Origin of the sequence: Mycolicibacterium chlorophenolicum, from assembly GCF_001044235.1 — a bacterium.
Classification (GTDB): domain Bacteria; phylum Actinomycetota; class Actinomycetes; order Mycobacteriales; family Mycobacteriaceae; genus Mycobacterium; species Mycobacterium chlorophenolicum.
The window spans coordinates 55202-69781 of sequence record NZ_JYNL01000023.1; the positions used below are offsets into that span (position 1 = coordinate 55202).

Consider the following 14580-nt stretch of genomic DNA (forward strand, 5'->3'; position numbering starts at 1 on the left):
GAGCAGTCTTGAGCCCGGTGCACTCAGTACGCATGTTTCGTCTATTCAGGAGGCAGTAACTATGGCTCGTGCGGTCGGCATCGACCTCGGGACCACCAACTCCGTCGTCGCAGTTCTCGAAGGTGGCGATCCCGTCGTCGTCGCGAACTCCGAGGGCTCCCGCACCACCCCGTCGGTCGTCGCGTTCGCGCGCAACGGCGAGGTGCTGGTCGGTCAGCCCGCCAAGAACCAGGCGGTGACCAACGTCGACCGGACGATCCGTTCGGTGAAGCGTCACATGGGCTCCGACTGGACCGTGGAGATCGACGGCAAGAACTACACCGCGCAGGAGATCAGCGCGCGCGTGCTCATGAAGCTCAAGCGTGACGCCGAGAGCTACCTGGGCGAGGACATCGCCGACGCGGTCATCACCGTGCCTGCGTACTTCAACGACGCCCAGCGCCAGGCGACCAAGGAAGCCGGCCAGATCGCCGGCCTCAATGTGCTGCGCATCGTCAACGAGCCGACCGCGGCCGCCCTGGCCTACGGCCTCGACAAGGGCGAGAAGGAACAGACCATCCTGGTCTTCGACCTCGGCGGTGGCACGTTCGACGTGTCTCTGCTGGAGATCGGCGAGGGTGTCGTCGAGGTGCGTGCCACCTCGGGTGACAACCACCTCGGTGGCGACGACTGGGACGACCGGATCGTCGAATGGCTCGTCGACAAGTTCAAGGGCACGTCGGGCATCGACCTGACCAAGGACAAGATGGCGATGCAGCGGCTGCGGGAAGCGGCCGAGAAGGCCAAGATCGAGCTGTCGAGCTCGCAGAGCACGTCGATCAACCTGCCCTACATCACCGTCGACGCGGACAAGAACCCGCTGTTCCTCGACGAGCAGCTCACCCGCGCGGAGTTCCAGCGCATCACGCAGGATCTGCTGGACCGCACCCGTAAGCCGTTCCAGCAGGTGATCAAGGACGCCGGCATCGCCGTCGGCGACATCGACCACGTCGTGCTCGTCGGTGGCTCCACCCGCATGCCCGCGGTCTCCGAGCTGGTCAAGGAGATGACCGGCGGCCAGGAGCCCAACAAGGGCGTCAACCCCGACGAGGTCGTCGCCGTGGGCGCCGCGCTCCAGGCCGGTGTGCTCAAGGGCGAGGTCAAGGACGTGCTGCTGCTCGACGTCACCCCGCTGAGCCTCGGTATCGAGACCAAGGGCGGCGTGATGACCAAGCTCATCGAGCGCAACACCACGATCCCGACCAAGCGGTCGGAGACCTTCACCACTGCCGACGACAACCAGCCGTCGGTGCAGATCCAGGTGTTCCAGGGTGAGCGCGAGATCGCCGCACACAACAAGCTGCTCGGCAGCTTCGAGCTGACCGGCATCCCGCCGGCTCCGCGCGGCGTGCCCCAGATCGAGGTCACGTTCGACATCGACGCCAACGGCATCGTGCACGTCACGGCCAAGGACAAGGGCACCGGCAAGGAGAACACGATCAAGATCCAGGAGGGCTCCGGCCTGTCCAAGGAGGAGATCGACCGGATGATCAAGGACGCCGAGGCGCACGCGGACGAAGACCGTCAGCGTCGCGAGGAGGCGGACGTCCGCAACCAGGCCGAGTCGCTGGTCTACCAGACGGAGAAGTTCGTCAAGGAGCAGCGTGAGGCCGAAGGGGGATCGAAGGTTTCCGAGGACACCTTGACCAAGGTCGACGGCGCGATCGCCGAGGCCAAGACTGCGCTGGCGGGCACCGACATCTCGGCCATCAAGTCCGCGATGGAGAAGCTCGGCCAGGAGAGCCAGGCCCTCGGCCAGGCGATCTACGAGGCCACCCAGGCCGAGCAGGCCTCGTCCGACGGTGACGGCGGGGGCGCCTCGGCCTCCAACGACGACGTGGTCGACGCCGAGGTGGTCGAGGACGATCAGGAGCGGAAGTGAGCGAGGATCGAGAAGAGCCGATCACCGTCACCGACAAGCGCCGCATAGACCCGCAGACCGGCCAGGTGCGTGACGCACCTGAGCCGGCCTCCGGGCCGGTCGAAGACGAGGTGCCGACGGTCTCGGAGGAGTCGCAGGACAAGGCGGCCGAACTGATCGCCGACCTCCAGCGGGTCCAAGCCGACTTCGCGAACTATCGCAAGCGGTCGCTGCGCGATCAGCAGGTGGCCACCGAGCGGGCCAAGGCCCACGTGGTGACCCAGCTGCTGCCGGTGCTCGACGACCTCGAGCGCGCCCGCGCGCACGGCGATCTCGACTCCGGACCTCTCAAAGCCGTTGCGGACAAGCTGGTTTCGACCCTCCAGGGGTTGGGCCTGAAGCCGTTCGGCGAGGAGGGTGACGCGTTCGACCCGTCGCTGCACGAAGCCGTGCAGCACGAGGGCGACGGCACGCACCCGGTGGTCGGGACCGTCATGCGCCGCGGCTACCGCGTCGGTGACCACGTGGTCCGCCACGCGATGGTCGGCGTCGTGGACACGGTGCCCGACGCGGCCGAGGCCGGTAATGCCGACTCAGAATCGCAACAGCACTCAGAATCATAGAAATTGACCGACGATCAACGAGCAGGTGAGGAGGTGACGCGGTATGGCCCAGCGCGAATGGGTTGAGAAGGACTTCTACAAGGAGCTCGGCGTCGCCTCCGACGCCGGCCAGGACGAGATCAAGCGGGCTGCCCGCAAGATTCTCGCCGAGAACCACCCGGACCGGAATCCCGGTGACGCCGCGGCCGAGGAGCGGTACAAGGCCGCCTCGGAAGCCAAGGAAGTGCTCACTGATCCCGCCAAACGCAAGGAGTACGACGAGACCCGTCGGCTCTTCGCCGGCGGCGGGTTCGGCCGGGGGCGCTACAGCGGCGGCGGCGGTGGTTTCGGAGGATTCGGCGGAGGCGACGGTCAGGAGTTCAACCTCAACGACCTGTTCGACGCCGCCGGCCAGCAGGGCGGCGCCAACATCGGCGACCTGTTCGGCGGGCTGTTCGGCCGCGGCGCGCAACAGCCGCGGCCGAGCCGCCCCCGGCGGGGCAACGACCTCGAGACCGAGACCGAACTGAGTTTCCTCGAGGCCACCAAGGGTGTGGCGATGCCGTTGCGGCTCACCAGTCCCGCCCCGTGCACCAACTGCCACGGCAGCGGTGCGCGGCCGGGCACCAGCCCGAAGGTGTGCCCGAACTGCAACGGCGCCGGTGTCGTCAGCCGCAACCAGGGTGCGTTCGGATTCTCCGAGCCCTGCACGGAATGCCGTGGCAGCGGGTCGATCATCGAGAACCCGTGCGACGAGTGCAAGGGCACCGGGGTGACCACCCGGACCCGCACCATCAACGTGCGCATCCCGCCGGGTGTCGAGGACGGGCAGCGTATCCGGCTCGCCGGACAGGGTGAAGCCGGTCTGCGCGGCGCCCCGTCGGGCGACCTGTACGTCACCGTGCATGTGCGGCCGGACAAGGTGTTCGGGCGCAACGGCGACGACCTGACCGTCACGGTCCCCGTCAGTTTCCACGAGTTGGCGCTGGGCACAACGCTTTCCGTGCCGACGCTGGAAGGCAAGGTCGGGGTGCGGGTGCCCAAGGGCACGTCCGACGGCCGCATCCTGCGGGTGCGTGGCCGCGGTGTGCCGAAGCGCTCGGGCGGTCACGGCGACCTGCTGGTCACCGTCAAGGTGGCGGTGCCCTCGAATCTCGAGGGTGAAGCCGCCGAGGCCCTGGAGGCCTACGCCAAAGCCGAACGCGCCAGCGGCTTCGACCCGAGGGCGGGATGGGCAGGTGCGCAATGAGCGCCGGCCGCAACGACTCGAACAATCAGGCGAGGACGTTCCTGATCTCGGTGGCCGCCGAGCTGGCCGGCATGCATGCGCAGACGCTGCGCACGTACGACCGGCTCGGCCTGGTCAGCCCGGAACGCACGTCCGGTGGGGGACGGCGCTATTCGCAGCGGGACGTCGACCTGCTCCGTGAGGTGCAGCGGCTCTCGCAGGACGAGGGCGTCAACCTCGCCGGCATCAAGCGCATCATCGAGCTGACCAACCAGGTCGAGGCGCTGCAGGCACGGGTGCGCGAACTCAACGCCGAGGTCGAGCACCTCCGGGCCCAGCCGCGGCCCAAGAGCACCGCGCTGGTGGTCTGGCAGCCGCGCAACAAGCGCTAGCACTTCCGCCGAAACTGTATTCCACGCGCGAAATCCATGATTTCCCCGCGCGGAATACAGTTTCGGCGGGTCTGCGTGGGGGATATCCCCACCCCGCCCCGGGGGTGCACACGGTTGATCGCCGAGCGTTGGGCGGCCACGATGGTCGTCGTGGCCGCACCCTGGCATCCTGCGACGCGGATCGCGTTCCGCTTCTGTTTCGTCTACTTCGGCATCTTCTGCCTGACCTTCGCGCAGATCGTGTTCGTCTACGCCGGGATCCTCACCCGGTGGCTGCCACCGGACGCGGTGATCTGGCAGATGACGCGCATCGAACCGATCCTGACCTGGGTCGGCCGCCATGTCTTCGGCATCGAGGCTGTGCTGCATCGCGATTCCAACAGCGGCGACCAGGCCGTCATCTGGGTCATGGTGTTCGTGTTCGTCGTGCTCGCCGCCGCCGTGACGCTCATCTGGTCGGTGCTCGACCGACGCCGCCGGGAGTACACCCGGCTGCACGCCTGGTTCCTGGTGTTCGTCCGGTTGAGTCTGGCGGGTCAGATGCTCTTCTACGGCATCGCGAAGGTGATCCCGACGCAGATGCCGCCGCCACCGCTGGCGGCGCTGCTGCGGCCGTTCGGTGACTTGAGCCCGGCATCGGTGCTGTGGCTACAGGTCGGCAGTTCACAACCCTACGAAATCGCGCTCGGCGCAGTCGAAGTCGTGGCCGGGCTGCTCCTGTTCTTCGGCAGGACCGCGACGCTGGGGGCACTGCTGAGCGCGATGTCGATGGCGCAGGTGTTCCTGCTGAACATGAGCTACGACGTGCCCGTCAAGATCCTCTCGCTGCACCTGCTGCTGCTGAGCCTGATCCTGCTCGCCCCCCAGATCGGCCGACTGGCCGACGTTCTCGTACGGCAGCGACCGTCGGAGCCGACGACGCAACCGCCCCTGTTCGCCGACGCCCGGTCCGACCGGATCGCGGCGGGCGTGGTCGCGGCGCTGGGCGTGTGGGTCCTGGTCGGCTGTCTGGTCGCAGGGGTGACGGCGTGGCGGGATTACGGCGGGGGCCGCCAGAAGCCCGAGTTGTACGGCATCTGGGAGGTGGACCGGTTCATCGCGGGCGGCACGGAGGCCCCACCGCTGACGACAGACCCGAAGCGTTGGCAGCGAGTCGTTATCGACGACGTCGGGACGCTCACCTACCAGCTGATGAACGGCACGCTGGTGGACGAACCGATCGCCTTCGACAGCGCGGGCCGCACCATCGCGCTGCCTGCGCGCGAGGAGACCTTGCGCTACGCGCGGCCGGCGCCGGACCGGCTTCAGCTCGACGGCACGCTCGACGGTCGGCAGGTCAGCATGTCGCTCGAGCGCCGGGATCCGGACTCATTCGAGTTGCGCAGCAGGGGTTTTCACTGGGTGCAGGACTACCCGCACTTCGTGTGACCCGCGCGGGTCAGCCGACCGCGACCCGGAACCGGGCGACGGCCGACTCGCCGGGCTGCACCACGTGGTAGCCGCCGCGGCGCAGCGCGTCGGTGGGCGCGGCCATCGGCTCGAAGCACACGACGTCGTCGTCGCCGGGTGCGAACACCTGCGCGGCGGTGAAACCCTCGTCGAAGTGCACCTCGATGCGCCGGTCACCGCCGGAGAGCGCGAACACCGATCCCGGGGCGACCTCGTCGAAGCCTTCGTCGATGAACTTGTCGCCCAACAACTCTGACGCAGCATCACGCTGCTCGACACGTCCCGTGGGGATGCCCCATGCGTTGACGGGCTGGTACCGCATCGCCGGCGTCTCGATGCGCCACTGTGCGCGCGGCACGCCCGGCAGCTGCAGGTACGGATGGAATCCGAAACACAGGGGCACCCGCGAACCCGTCGTCGCGGTCACGGTCGTCGTCACCGTCAGCGTCCGGTCGGCCAGCGTGATGTCGAGCGTGAGCAGATGCGGGAACGGGAACGTCGCCAGCAGCGCCGGCCGCGCCGCGAAGTCCAGCTCGGCGGTCAGCTGGGACTCCAGCAGCGTCGTGACCGTCCAGTCCTTGTACGCGGCCAACGTGCCGTGGATCGGCACCCCGTGCTGATCGGTGCGCACCCCGCCGGTGCCGGGGGTCAGGGTGACCACCGCGCCGTCGACGCCGTAGCCCATGCTGCTGAGCCGGTTCGCCCACGGGTACAGGATCGGGATGCCCATGGTCTTCCCGTTGGAGGCGTAGGCCTGCAGCCCGCGGCGCTGGCCCAGCAACTCGACGCCGTCGTCGGACAGGGAGGTCGCGACCATTCCCGCCGTCGGGACGTAGGTGGCGGTCAGCGGGGACGACGGATCACGCAGCGTGACGGTTTCGAACGCGTCCATGGGCTGATCCTGCCACGTATGGTCAGCTCGCCAGGGGATCGTGGCGGATTCGTTCGGCGGGCGCGCCTTTGGCGATCAGCGCGGCCTTGGTCGCGGCCACCATGGCCGGCCCGCCGCACACCAGGATCTGCCGGTCCCCCCAGTTGCCGTACCGGGTCACCACCTCGGGAAGCCGGCCGGTCTGGCGGACGTGCAGGCCGCGCGGCGGGGTGACGTCCGGGTACTGCGCGGCCCACGGCGGATCGAAGTCGAACTCCGAGACCGGGGTGACCGACAGCCACGGGTTGGTCGACGCGATCTCCCACAGGGTCGGCAGGTCGTAGAGCTCACAGGGGTGCTTGGCGCCGAAGAACAGATGCACGCGGGGGTTCTCGCCGAAGCGGGCCAGGTCCATGATCAGCGTCCGAAGCGGCGCCAGACCGGTGCTGCCCGCGACCATCAGCACGTCGCCGTCGTCCCGGTCGACGTGCAGTGCGCCGTGCGGGTTGGACACCCGCCAGCGGTCCCCGGGGCGCGCCTCGCCGACGATCGCGGTGCTGACCATGCCCCCGGGCACCGACCGGATGTGGAACTCCAGGTAGCCGGCGGGATCAGCGGGGATCGACGGGCTCAGATAGCGCCATCGGCGAGGCCACTGCGGCACCTGCACCGGGAGGTACTGGCCCGGCTGGTAGCCGAGCGCGTGGTCCATCTTCAACCGGATCACCGAGACGTCGCGGGCCGGCCGGAGGTGCTCGAGCACGGTGCCGTCGCAGAACGGCGGGCTGGTCTCGGCGTCCGCGGCGCCGCTCATCACGCCGACGATCAGCGCGATGACATCGGTGACGGCCTCGGCGAGCCTGCGGTCCCAGCGGTCGGCCAGCCGGCCGCGCAGGGTGGCGAGCAACGCGGTCTGCAGCGTCTCGTAGTGGCCCGGGGTGACGCCGTACTTGCGGTGGTCGCGCCCGAGCTGGGCCAGGAACGCCACCGGTTCCTCGGCGCGCTGCGCGATGAGCTCGTCGCACAGCCAGCTCAACGCGTGACCGAAGACCTTGCGCTGGGTCGCCATGTCCGGGGGGAAGAGGTCGCGCGCGGACAGGTCGGTGGCGAACCAGCGGGTGTAGAAGTCGGCGACCAGCTGCTCGCCGCCGGAGTCGAGCGCATCCCGCAGGATGCGCATCGAGTCGCGGTCTTCGAGGCCCACGCCGCACGATCCTAGGTCACCGCGGGGTGCGCCCGCTCGCTGCGCTAGAGGCCGTGAACGCCCTTGTACAGCACCAGAAGTCCGATCACCACGAGGATCACGGCGACGAGCGTCGCGTGCTGACGCTCCAACCACTCCTTGAGCCGGACCAGGAAGGGGTCCAGCCGGTCGCCCGAGACGGCGTAACCGAGCACGGGCAGCGCCACCGTCGAGCCCGCGACCACCACGTACCACGCCTCGGCGACCCACACCTGGGGTGCGTCGATACCGGCCGAACCGATCGCCAAACCCGCTGCGGCACAGAGGAAAAGCACCTTGGGGTTGACGACGGTCAGTACGGCGGCGGTCGCCGCGGCCTTGGCCGGGGTCAGGGAGCTCATGCGCGTCATCCAGCCCGGCATGTGCTCGGACTTCTTGCGGGTGGCCCAGCGGTAGCCGCCGAAGACGACGAGGGCCACGCCGACGACGATCCGCAGCCATGACGCCCACCCGGGCGGCTTGTCGCCGATGCCGCCGATGAGGTTGGACAGTTCGACGAAGAGTGCGGTGAGCGCCGCGAGGCCGACGAGCCAGCCGGCGAGGAAGGCCAGCCCTGTCGGCCGGGGCCGCCGGGTGTGCAACACGAGCACCGCGGGGATGATCGACAACGGCGACAGGGCGACGACCAGTGCCAACGGAACCAGCTCAGTCAAGATCGGACCCCACGACACCGGCAGAAGGTAGCAGCCGGCGGCCCTGCAGACCACCGGTATCGTCGGCCGATGATGCAGCCCGGTCCGCGTCCGGTGACAGCGGTGACCGTCTTCCATTCCGGCGATGACGACGGCGCTTTCGAGCGGTGGTCCGAGGAACTGCTGGCGTCGGCCGGCTCCGCGGCCGGTCACCTGTCGGGGTGCACGTCGGTGCGGGGCGAGAACGCATTCGAACCGGCGGTCGCGGTGACCTTCAGCGGGGAGAGCGCGCTGCACGCGTGGCTCGACAGCAGCGGGCGCGCCGAGATCCTGCGCGAGGGTCGGCGTCGCGGGTTCTGGGCCGCCTGCACCGACCTGATCCTCGACGAGGGTGGCGGCGCTGCGGGGGTCGGGGTGTTCCGGCATGCGGTCGCCCCCGGTCGGGAGGAGGGCTTCCTCACCACGCAGGTGCGGCTGTCCACGGCGGCTGCGGCGCAGCCCGGATACCAGGGCACCGTGCTGTTGCCTGCCGATCGGGACGGTGAGTGGACGTCGATGGTCCGCTTCCGCACCGGCGCGCAGCTGGTGCAGTGGATCGGGTCCGACGAGCGAGGAGCGGCGCTGGCGCCCCTTCGCGAGACGCTGAGCAGGGACTTCAGCGCCGTTTCGGGAACCACGCCGTTCGGCACCACGGTGCGGGTGCAGGACGGCCGCACGCTGATGACGCCCAACTGGAAGTCGGCGATGCTGGTGCTCGCCGTGCTGTACCCGACCGTGATGCTGCTGTCGCGGTTCCTCGGCCCCGTCGTCGACCATCTGGGCGCGCCGCCGTGGCTGGGGTTGTGGATCAGCCAGATCGTGAGCGTGACCGCGATGCAGTGGTGGCTGATGCCGGCCGCGTCGCGGCCCTTCCGCCGTTGGCTGGATCCGGTCGACGGGGCGGGCGCCCGGGTCGGCGTGGCCGGGGCCGCGGCGATCCTGGTCGGCTACGCCGTGACGCTGACACTGTTCGCGACCGTGCACGAGCTGCAGTTCTGGGATTACGCCGGCTGACGATGAGTTCCGGCGGAGCGCCGGGTCAACACCGCATGTCGATCCAACACCTGCTCGCGGTGGTCCCCGTCTCGGACATCGCGGTGAGCCGGCAGTGGTACGCGTCGCTGTTCGGCCGCACCGAGGACAACAACCCGATGCCGACGCTGGTCGAGTGGCAGGTGCTGCCCGGCGCGTGGGTGCAGGTCTTCCACGACGAGGACCGCGCCGGGTCCGGCTTGCTCAACCTCGCCGTCGACGACCTCGAGGCCCACCGCGCCGCCCTACGGGACCGCGGTCTCGATCCCGGCGACATCGCCGATGCGAACAAGGGGGTGCGCCTCTCGGCGCTGACCGACCCCGACGGCAACACGATCACCGTCATCGGCGGGTTCCGCGTCGACTATTAATCCGGGGCCAGACGTTGGTTCGCCGCTCACCATCGCGTCATCTGCTGGTGTCACAGTGACCACGTGTCGGTCGGATCTCAGCCGCGTCCGGCCGCATTCCACCGCTGGTGCGAGCGCGTCGTGCGCCGGTTGCCGCTCGGGCTCGACCATCTCGTCGCGCCCACATTGCTCGGCTTCTGCCTGATCAACAGCGCAACCTTCGGCGTCGACCTGGCGTTTTTGGTCGTACTGCGCGGAGTGTTGGGCGTTCCGTACCCGCTCGCAGTGACGGTTGCCTACACATTCGCCTTCGGCCTGAGCTATGCGCTCAACCGTCACCTGAACTTTCGCTCGCACGCCCCGGCCGGGCAGGAGCTGACCATCTACGTCGCAGTGGTCGTGATCAATTACCTGGGGCTCATCCTGGGGCTGTCCACGCTGCTGACAGACCTCGGTCTCGACTACCGCCTCGTACGCCTGACGGTCGGCGGATGCGAAGCCGTCTACATGTACTGCGCGCTGCGGTGGGTGGTGTTCGGGAAGGGCCGGTCCATCCGCTAGGAGAAGTCGAACCGATTCTGTCCGAGGCTTTCGACGAAAGCCGGCCCGCGTGAGTCCAATTCGCGCCCGAACTCGACCGACCACGACCCGAAGGGATGGTGGGCCAGGTACTCGTTGCGGAACCGATCGTCTTCGGAGACCTCGGTGACGCAGAACGCCGGAATCGCGAGATCGACCACGGGGCCGTCGCGTTCGACCTCGGCCATCAGCAGGGGTGCATTGGCGCCCAGGAAGCGGTCGATCACCCAGCCGTCCTCGCCGAGCCAGACCGATGAGCGGACCTTGACCACGACATGGTCGGCCCGCGCAACGATCTGGCCCGCCACCAACGGATCGAGCTCGCGCTCGGCCTCGTAGCGGGTGCCGCCGGCGGCCGGGCCTTTGGCGGTCATGGTGCCCATGGCCTCGTCGCCCAGAGCTCTCACCATCTGGGCCGGCGTCGCATCCAGGTCGGCGGGGGCCGGCCCTTGCAGGCGTACCCGCACCGCGTAACCGTCCGAGGCGAAGAGGTACGCCTGCGCGATCAACAGCGGGGTGGGGTCTGACGCCGCAACGGCCGGCATGTCGCGAACGACGAACTTCCGTTCGTACTCGAAATCGCCGATGTGAGACATACTGCGACGTTAAACCGGGTGGCGGTCACAGTCGCGGACGAGGAGTCCGTGTCTTCTGGCCGAAGTGCGTCACCAGCGTCCGACAGCGACGTCCTCGGCGGTTTGGGGCGAGCGTGTGACCCCGTTTTCCTGGTGCCGTTGGTCCCTAGTGCTCGCCCGGCAAAAAAGTTAAAGTTGAGCGGAACAGACTCAACATTGATGGCGTTGTAGAAGCTGACAAGCATTTTAAGGGCCGCCTTCTGCGGCCCGTTGGACATGAAAGGGAGGAGTCCGGTGGACTCGTTCAACCCGACGACCAAGACTCAGGCGGCCCTGACCTCGGCGCTGCAGGCGGCCACCGCCGCAGGCAACCCGCAGATCACGCCCGCCCACCTGTTGATGGCACTGCTGACGCAGAACGACGGCATCGCCGCTCCGCTGCTCGAGGCTGTCGGTGTCGAACCCGCGACCGTGCGCGCCGAGGGGCAGCGCCTGCTCGACCGGCTGCCCAGCGCCACCGGATCGGCGTCGCAGCCGCAACTCGCCCCGCAGGCCGTCGCGGCCATCACCGCAGCCCAGCAGCTGGCCACCGAGATGGACGACGAGTACGTCTCCACCGAGCACCTGCTCGTCGGCCTGGCCACCGGGGACAGCGACACCGCCAAGCTGCTGACCGGCCACGGCGCGTCGCCGCAGGCCCTGCGGGAGGCGTTCGTCAAGGTCCGCGGCAGCGCCCGGGTCACCAGCCCCGACCCCGAAGGCACCTACCAGGCGCTGGAGAAGTACTCCACCGACCTGACCGCCGCCGCCCGCGAGGGCAAGCTCGACCCGGTCATCGGCCGGGACACCGAGATCCGTCGCGTCGTGCAGGTGCTCTCCCGTCGCACCAAGAACAACCCGGTGCTCATCGGTGAGCCCGGCGTCGGCAAGACCGCGATCGTCGAGGGCCTGGCCCAGCGCATCGTCGCCGGCGACGTGCCGGAGAGCCTGCGCGACAAGACCGTGGTCTCCCTGGACCTGGGTTCGATGGTGGCCGGCGCCAAGTACCGCGGCGAATTCGAGGAGCGGCTCAAGGCCGTCCTCGACGACATCAAGAACTCGGCCGGGCAGATCATCACGTTCATCGACGAGCTGCACACCATCGTCGGCGCCGGCGCGACCGGCGAGTCCGCGATGGACGCCGGCAACATGATCAAGCCGATGCTGGCCCGCGGTGAACTGCGCCTGGTCGGTGCCACCACGCTCGACGAGTACCGCAAGTACATCGAGAAGGACGCCGCGTTGGAGCGTCGCTTCCAGCAGGTGCTGGTCGGCGAGCCGTCGGTCGAGGACACCGTCGGCATCCTGCGCGGGCTCAAGGAACGCTACGAGGTGCACCACGGCGTGCGGATCACCGACTCCGCGCTCGTCGCGGCCGCGTCGCTGTCCGACCGCTACATCACCTCGCGCTTCCTGCCCGACAAGGCCATCGACCTGGTCGACGAGGCCGCGTCCCGGCTGCGCATGGAGATCGACTCACGCCCCGTCGAGATCGACGAGGTCGAGCGCCTGGTGCGCCGCCTCGAGATCGAGGAGATGGCGCTGTCCAAGGAAGAGGACGCCGCCTCCAAGGAACGGCTGGAGAAGCTGCGCGCCGAGCTGGCCGACCAGAAGGAGAAGCTGTCCGAGCTCACCACACGCTGGCAGAACGAGAAGAGCGCCATCGACGTGGTCCGCGATCTGAAGGAGCAGCTGGACCACCTGCGCGGTGAGTCCGAGCGGGCCGAGCGCGACGGTGACCTGGCCAAGGCCGCCGAGCTGCGGTACGGCCGGATCCCCGAGGTCGAGAAGAAGCTCGAGGCGGCCATCCCGACCGCTCAGGCGCAGGAGAACGTCATGCTCAAGGAGGAGGTCGGGCCCGACGACATCGCCGATGTGGTGTCGGCGTGGACCGGGATCCCGGCGGGCCGGATGCTCGAGGGCGAGACGGCCAAGCTGCTGCGCATGGAGGAGGAGCTGGGCAAGCGTGTCGTCGGCCAGCGCAAGGCCGTGCAGGCCGTGTCCGACGCCGTTCGCCGGTCGCGGGCCGGCGTCGCCGACCCGAACCGGCCGACGGGCTCGTTCATGTTCCTCGGGCCGACCGGTGTCGGGAAGACCGAGCTGGCCAAGGCGCTGGCGGAGTTCCTGTTCGACGACGAGCGCGCGATGGTCCGCATCGACATGAGCGAGTACGGCGAGAAGCACTCGGTGGCTCGGCTGGTCGGTGCCCCTCCCGGCTACATCGGCTACGACCAGGGCGGTCAGCTGACCGAGGCGGTGCGCCGGCGTCCCTACACGGTGATCCTGTTCGACGAGATCGAGAAGGCACACCCGGACGTGTTCGACGTGCTGCTGCAGGTGCTCGACGAGGGCAGGCTGACCGACGGGCAGGGCCGGACGGTCGACTTCCGCAACACCATCCTGATCCTGACGTCGAACCTGGGGGCCGGCGGCTCCGAGGAACAGGTGATGGCCGCGGTGCGCTCGGCGTTCAAGCCGGAGTTCATCAACCGCCTCGACGACGTGATCATCTTCGACGGGCTCAACCCCGAGGAGCTGGTCTCGATCGTGGACATCCAGCTGCAACAGCTGGCCAAGCGGTTGGCGCAGCGCAGGCTCACCCTCGAGGTGTCGCTGCCCGCCAAGAAGTGGCTGGCCGACCGCGGCTTCGACCCGATCTACGGGGCTCGGCCGCTGCGCCGCCTGGTGCAGCAGGCCATCGGCGACCAGTTGGCCAAGATGCTGCTGGCCGGCGACGTGCACGACGGCGACATCGTGCCCGTCAACGTCAGCCCCGACGGGGACCGCCTGGTCCTGGGCTGAGTTTCACCGCGAACAGACACGAACTCGCGCGTTTTCTGCGGAAAGCGCGCGAGTTTGTGTCTGCTCGGCGTCAGAAGTCGGTGCTGGCCAGCTCGGTCTCGGTGCCGAGCAGCGCCGCGACGATGCGTTCGGCCACCGCGTCGGGATCCAGCCCCGTCGGCAGGCGGGGCGGGTCACCGGCGATGGCCCGGCCCGCGAGGCCCGTCTCGGTGTGCGGTGGCCGCACGTCGACGACGCGGATCTTGCGGCGCCGGGCCTCGGTGCGCGCGGCGGTGAACAGCGCCGCCGTCGCCGCCTTGACCGCCGAGTACACCGCCATGTTCGGCAGCGGCTTCTCGGCGACGACCGCGCTGACGTTGAGGATCACCCCGCCCGGCTCGAGCACCGGCAGGGCCGCGCGCAGCACTCGCAGCGGCGCCAGGAAGTCGATCAGCACGAGGTCGTCGACGGTGTCGTCGTCGATGTCGGTGAGCGGGCCGAACGCGACCACCCCCGCGGCGATCACGACACCGTCGAGCCTGCCGTGCTTCTCCCGGGCCGCCTCGACGACCGTCCGCCCGGCGTCCGGGTCGCGCAGATCGGCGGTCACCGTATGGGCGTCGCCGATCCCGGCCAACGCGTCGGCCGAGCGGCCGGTCACCGTCAGGTCCGCACCGCGGTCCGCCAGCTTCCGCGCGATCCGCGATCCGAGCGCCCCACTGGCCCCGAAGACGAGGTAGGCCTTACCGGACAAGTCGGTCATCCGGTCAGTATGCGTGGCCAGCGCCGACGGGAGATCCCGGAGAAGGTGACCGGGTTGTGACCCATTCGGATTCGGACCGGACCGTCGGAAGCGGATACTCTGAAC

At 69.0% G+C, this 14580-nt stretch carries 14 protein-coding genes; 9 read left to right on the forward strand and 5 right to left on the reverse strand.

What is annotated here, in order from left to right:
- Positions 1–61 precede the first annotated feature (61 nt).
- The 5 genes from dnaK to MCHLDSM_RS12400 all read left to right on the forward strand — a co-directional run bounded on the left by dnaK (position 62) and on the right by MCHLDSM_RS12400 (position 5550).
- The gene (gene dnaK, locus MCHLDSM_RS12380) at positions 62–1921 is read left to right on the forward strand and encodes a molecular chaperone DnaK (RefSeq protein ID WP_048470356.1); all 1860 of its coding nucleotides are present in this window, start codon (positions 62–64) and stop codon (positions 1919–1921) included.
- On the forward strand, positions 1918–2523 hold the full coding sequence (gene grpE / locus MCHLDSM_RS12385; protein ID WP_048470357.1) for a nucleotide exchange factor GrpE: 606 nt from the start codon (positions 1918–1920) through the stop codon (positions 2521–2523). Before dnaK ends, grpE begins: the two co-directional genes overlap by 4 nt.
- Positions 2524–2566: 43 nt before the next feature.
- On the forward strand, positions 2567–3751 hold the full coding sequence (gene dnaJ / locus MCHLDSM_RS12390; protein ID WP_048421362.1) for a molecular chaperone DnaJ: 1185 nt from the start codon (positions 2567–2569) through the stop codon (positions 3749–3751).
- Complete coding sequence (locus MCHLDSM_RS12395; protein WP_048470358.1) at positions 3748–4122, forward strand: heat shock protein transcriptional repressor HspR; 375 nt, start codon at positions 3748–3750, stop codon at positions 4120–4122. Before dnaJ ends, MCHLDSM_RS12395 begins: the two co-directional genes overlap by 4 nt.
- 141 nt (positions 4123–4263) lie before the next feature.
- On the forward strand, positions 4264–5550 hold the full coding sequence (locus MCHLDSM_RS12400) for a DoxX family protein (protein ID WP_048470359.1): 1287 nt from the start codon (positions 4264–4266) through the stop codon (positions 5548–5550).
- 10 nt (positions 5551–5560) lie between these two features.
- On the opposite strand, the gene MCHLDSM_RS12405 is transcribed toward MCHLDSM_RS12400, so the two are convergent.
- From MCHLDSM_RS12405 to MCHLDSM_RS12415, 3 genes are read right to left on the reverse strand one after another with little or no spacing between them, the layout of a single operon-like run.
- On the reverse strand, positions 5561–6463 hold the full coding sequence (locus MCHLDSM_RS12405) for an aldose 1-epimerase (protein ID WP_048470360.1): 903 nt from the start codon (positions 6461–6463) through the stop codon (positions 5561–5563).
- A 22-nt stretch (positions 6464–6485) separates the two neighbouring features.
- Positions 6486–7646 (reverse strand): FAD-binding oxidoreductase, encoded by a 1161-nt coding sequence (locus tag MCHLDSM_RS12410; protein WP_048470361.1) that lies wholly within the window; start codon positions 7644–7646, stop codon positions 6486–6488.
- Between the two features lie 44 nt (positions 7647–7690).
- Positions 7691–8362, reverse strand: coding sequence for a GAP family protein (locus tag MCHLDSM_RS12415; RefSeq protein WP_048470663.1), 672 nt, complete (start codon positions 8360–8362; stop codon positions 7691–7693).
- 45 nt (positions 8363–8407) lie between these two features.
- On the opposite strand from MCHLDSM_RS12415, the gene MCHLDSM_RS12420 reads away from it, so the two are divergent.
- The 3 genes from MCHLDSM_RS12420 (at position 8408) to MCHLDSM_RS12430 (ending at position 10299) form a co-directional block, all read left to right on the forward strand.
- The gene (locus tag MCHLDSM_RS12420; RefSeq protein WP_234713964.1) at positions 8408–9370 is read left to right on the forward strand and encodes a putative antibiotic biosynthesis monooxygenase; all 963 of its coding nucleotides are present in this window, start codon (positions 8408–8410) and stop codon (positions 9368–9370) included.
- Positions 9371–9405: 35 nt separating this feature from the next.
- Complete coding sequence (locus tag MCHLDSM_RS12425) at positions 9406–9759, forward strand: VOC family protein (RefSeq protein WP_048470362.1); 354 nt, start codon at positions 9406–9408, stop codon at positions 9757–9759.
- Positions 9760–9822: 63 nt separating this feature from the next.
- Positions 9823–10299, forward strand: a complete 477-nt coding sequence (locus tag MCHLDSM_RS12430) for a GtrA family protein (RefSeq protein ID WP_048470363.1) — start codon at positions 9823–9825, stop codon at positions 10297–10299.
- Here MCHLDSM_RS12430 and MCHLDSM_RS12435 read toward each other — a convergent pair.
- The gene (locus tag MCHLDSM_RS12435) at positions 10296–10913 is read right to left on the reverse strand and encodes a CYTH domain-containing protein (RefSeq protein WP_048470364.1); all 618 of its coding nucleotides are present in this window, start codon (positions 10911–10913) and stop codon (positions 10296–10298) included. The genes MCHLDSM_RS12430 and MCHLDSM_RS12435 overlap by 4 nt on opposite strands.
- A 273-nt stretch (positions 10914–11186) precedes the next feature.
- Here MCHLDSM_RS12435 and clpB point away from each other — a divergent pair, with 273 nt between their 5' ends.
- On the forward strand, positions 11187–13733 hold the full coding sequence (clpB, locus tag MCHLDSM_RS12440) for an ATP-dependent chaperone ClpB (protein ID WP_048470365.1): 2547 nt from the start codon (positions 11187–11189) through the stop codon (positions 13731–13733).
- Between the two features lie 70 nt (positions 13734–13803).
- Here the strand turns inward: clpB and MCHLDSM_RS12445 are convergent, their stop codons facing one another.
- Positions 13804–14475 (reverse strand): SDR family NAD(P)-dependent oxidoreductase, encoded by a 672-nt coding sequence (locus MCHLDSM_RS12445; RefSeq protein ID WP_048470366.1) that lies wholly within the window; start codon positions 14473–14475, stop codon positions 13804–13806.
- Positions 14476–14580 lie beyond the last annotated feature (105 nt).

Bases quoted from the DNA above. Each gene is read 5' to 3' on its own strand.
- dnaK (WP_048470356.1), top strand. From the start codon at position 62: ATGGCTCGTGCGGTCGGCATCGACCTCGGGACCACCAACTCCGTCGTC.
- dnaJ (WP_048421362.1), top strand. From the start codon at position 2,567: ATGGCCCAGCGCGAATGGGTTGAGAAGGACTTCTACAAGGAGCTCGGC.
- MCHLDSM_RS12395 (WP_048470358.1), top strand. From the start codon at position 3,748: ATGAGCGCCGGCCGCAACGACTCGAACAATCAGGCGAGGACGTTCCTG.
- MCHLDSM_RS12400 (WP_048470359.1), top strand. From the start codon at position 4,264: ATGGTCGTCGTGGCCGCACCCTGGCATCCTGCGACGCGGATCGCGTTC.
- MCHLDSM_RS12405 (WP_048470360.1), bottom strand. From the start codon at position 6,463: ATGGACGCGTTCGAAACCGTCACGCTGCGTGATCCGTCGTCCCCGCTG.
- MCHLDSM_RS12420 (WP_234713964.1), top strand. From the start codon at position 8,408: ATGATGCAGCCCGGTCCGCGTCCGGTGACAGCGGTGACCGTCTTCCAT.
- MCHLDSM_RS12425 (WP_048470362.1), top strand. From the start codon at position 9,406: ATGTCGATCCAACACCTGCTCGCGGTGGTCCCCGTCTCGGACATCGCG.
- MCHLDSM_RS12435 (WP_048470364.1), bottom strand. From the start codon at position 10,913: ATGTCTCACATCGGCGATTTCGAGTACGAACGGAAGTTCGTCGTTCGC.
- MCHLDSM_RS12445 (WP_048470366.1), bottom strand. From the start codon at position 14,475: ATGACCGACTTGTCCGGTAAGGCCTACCTCGTCTTCGGGGCCAGTGGG.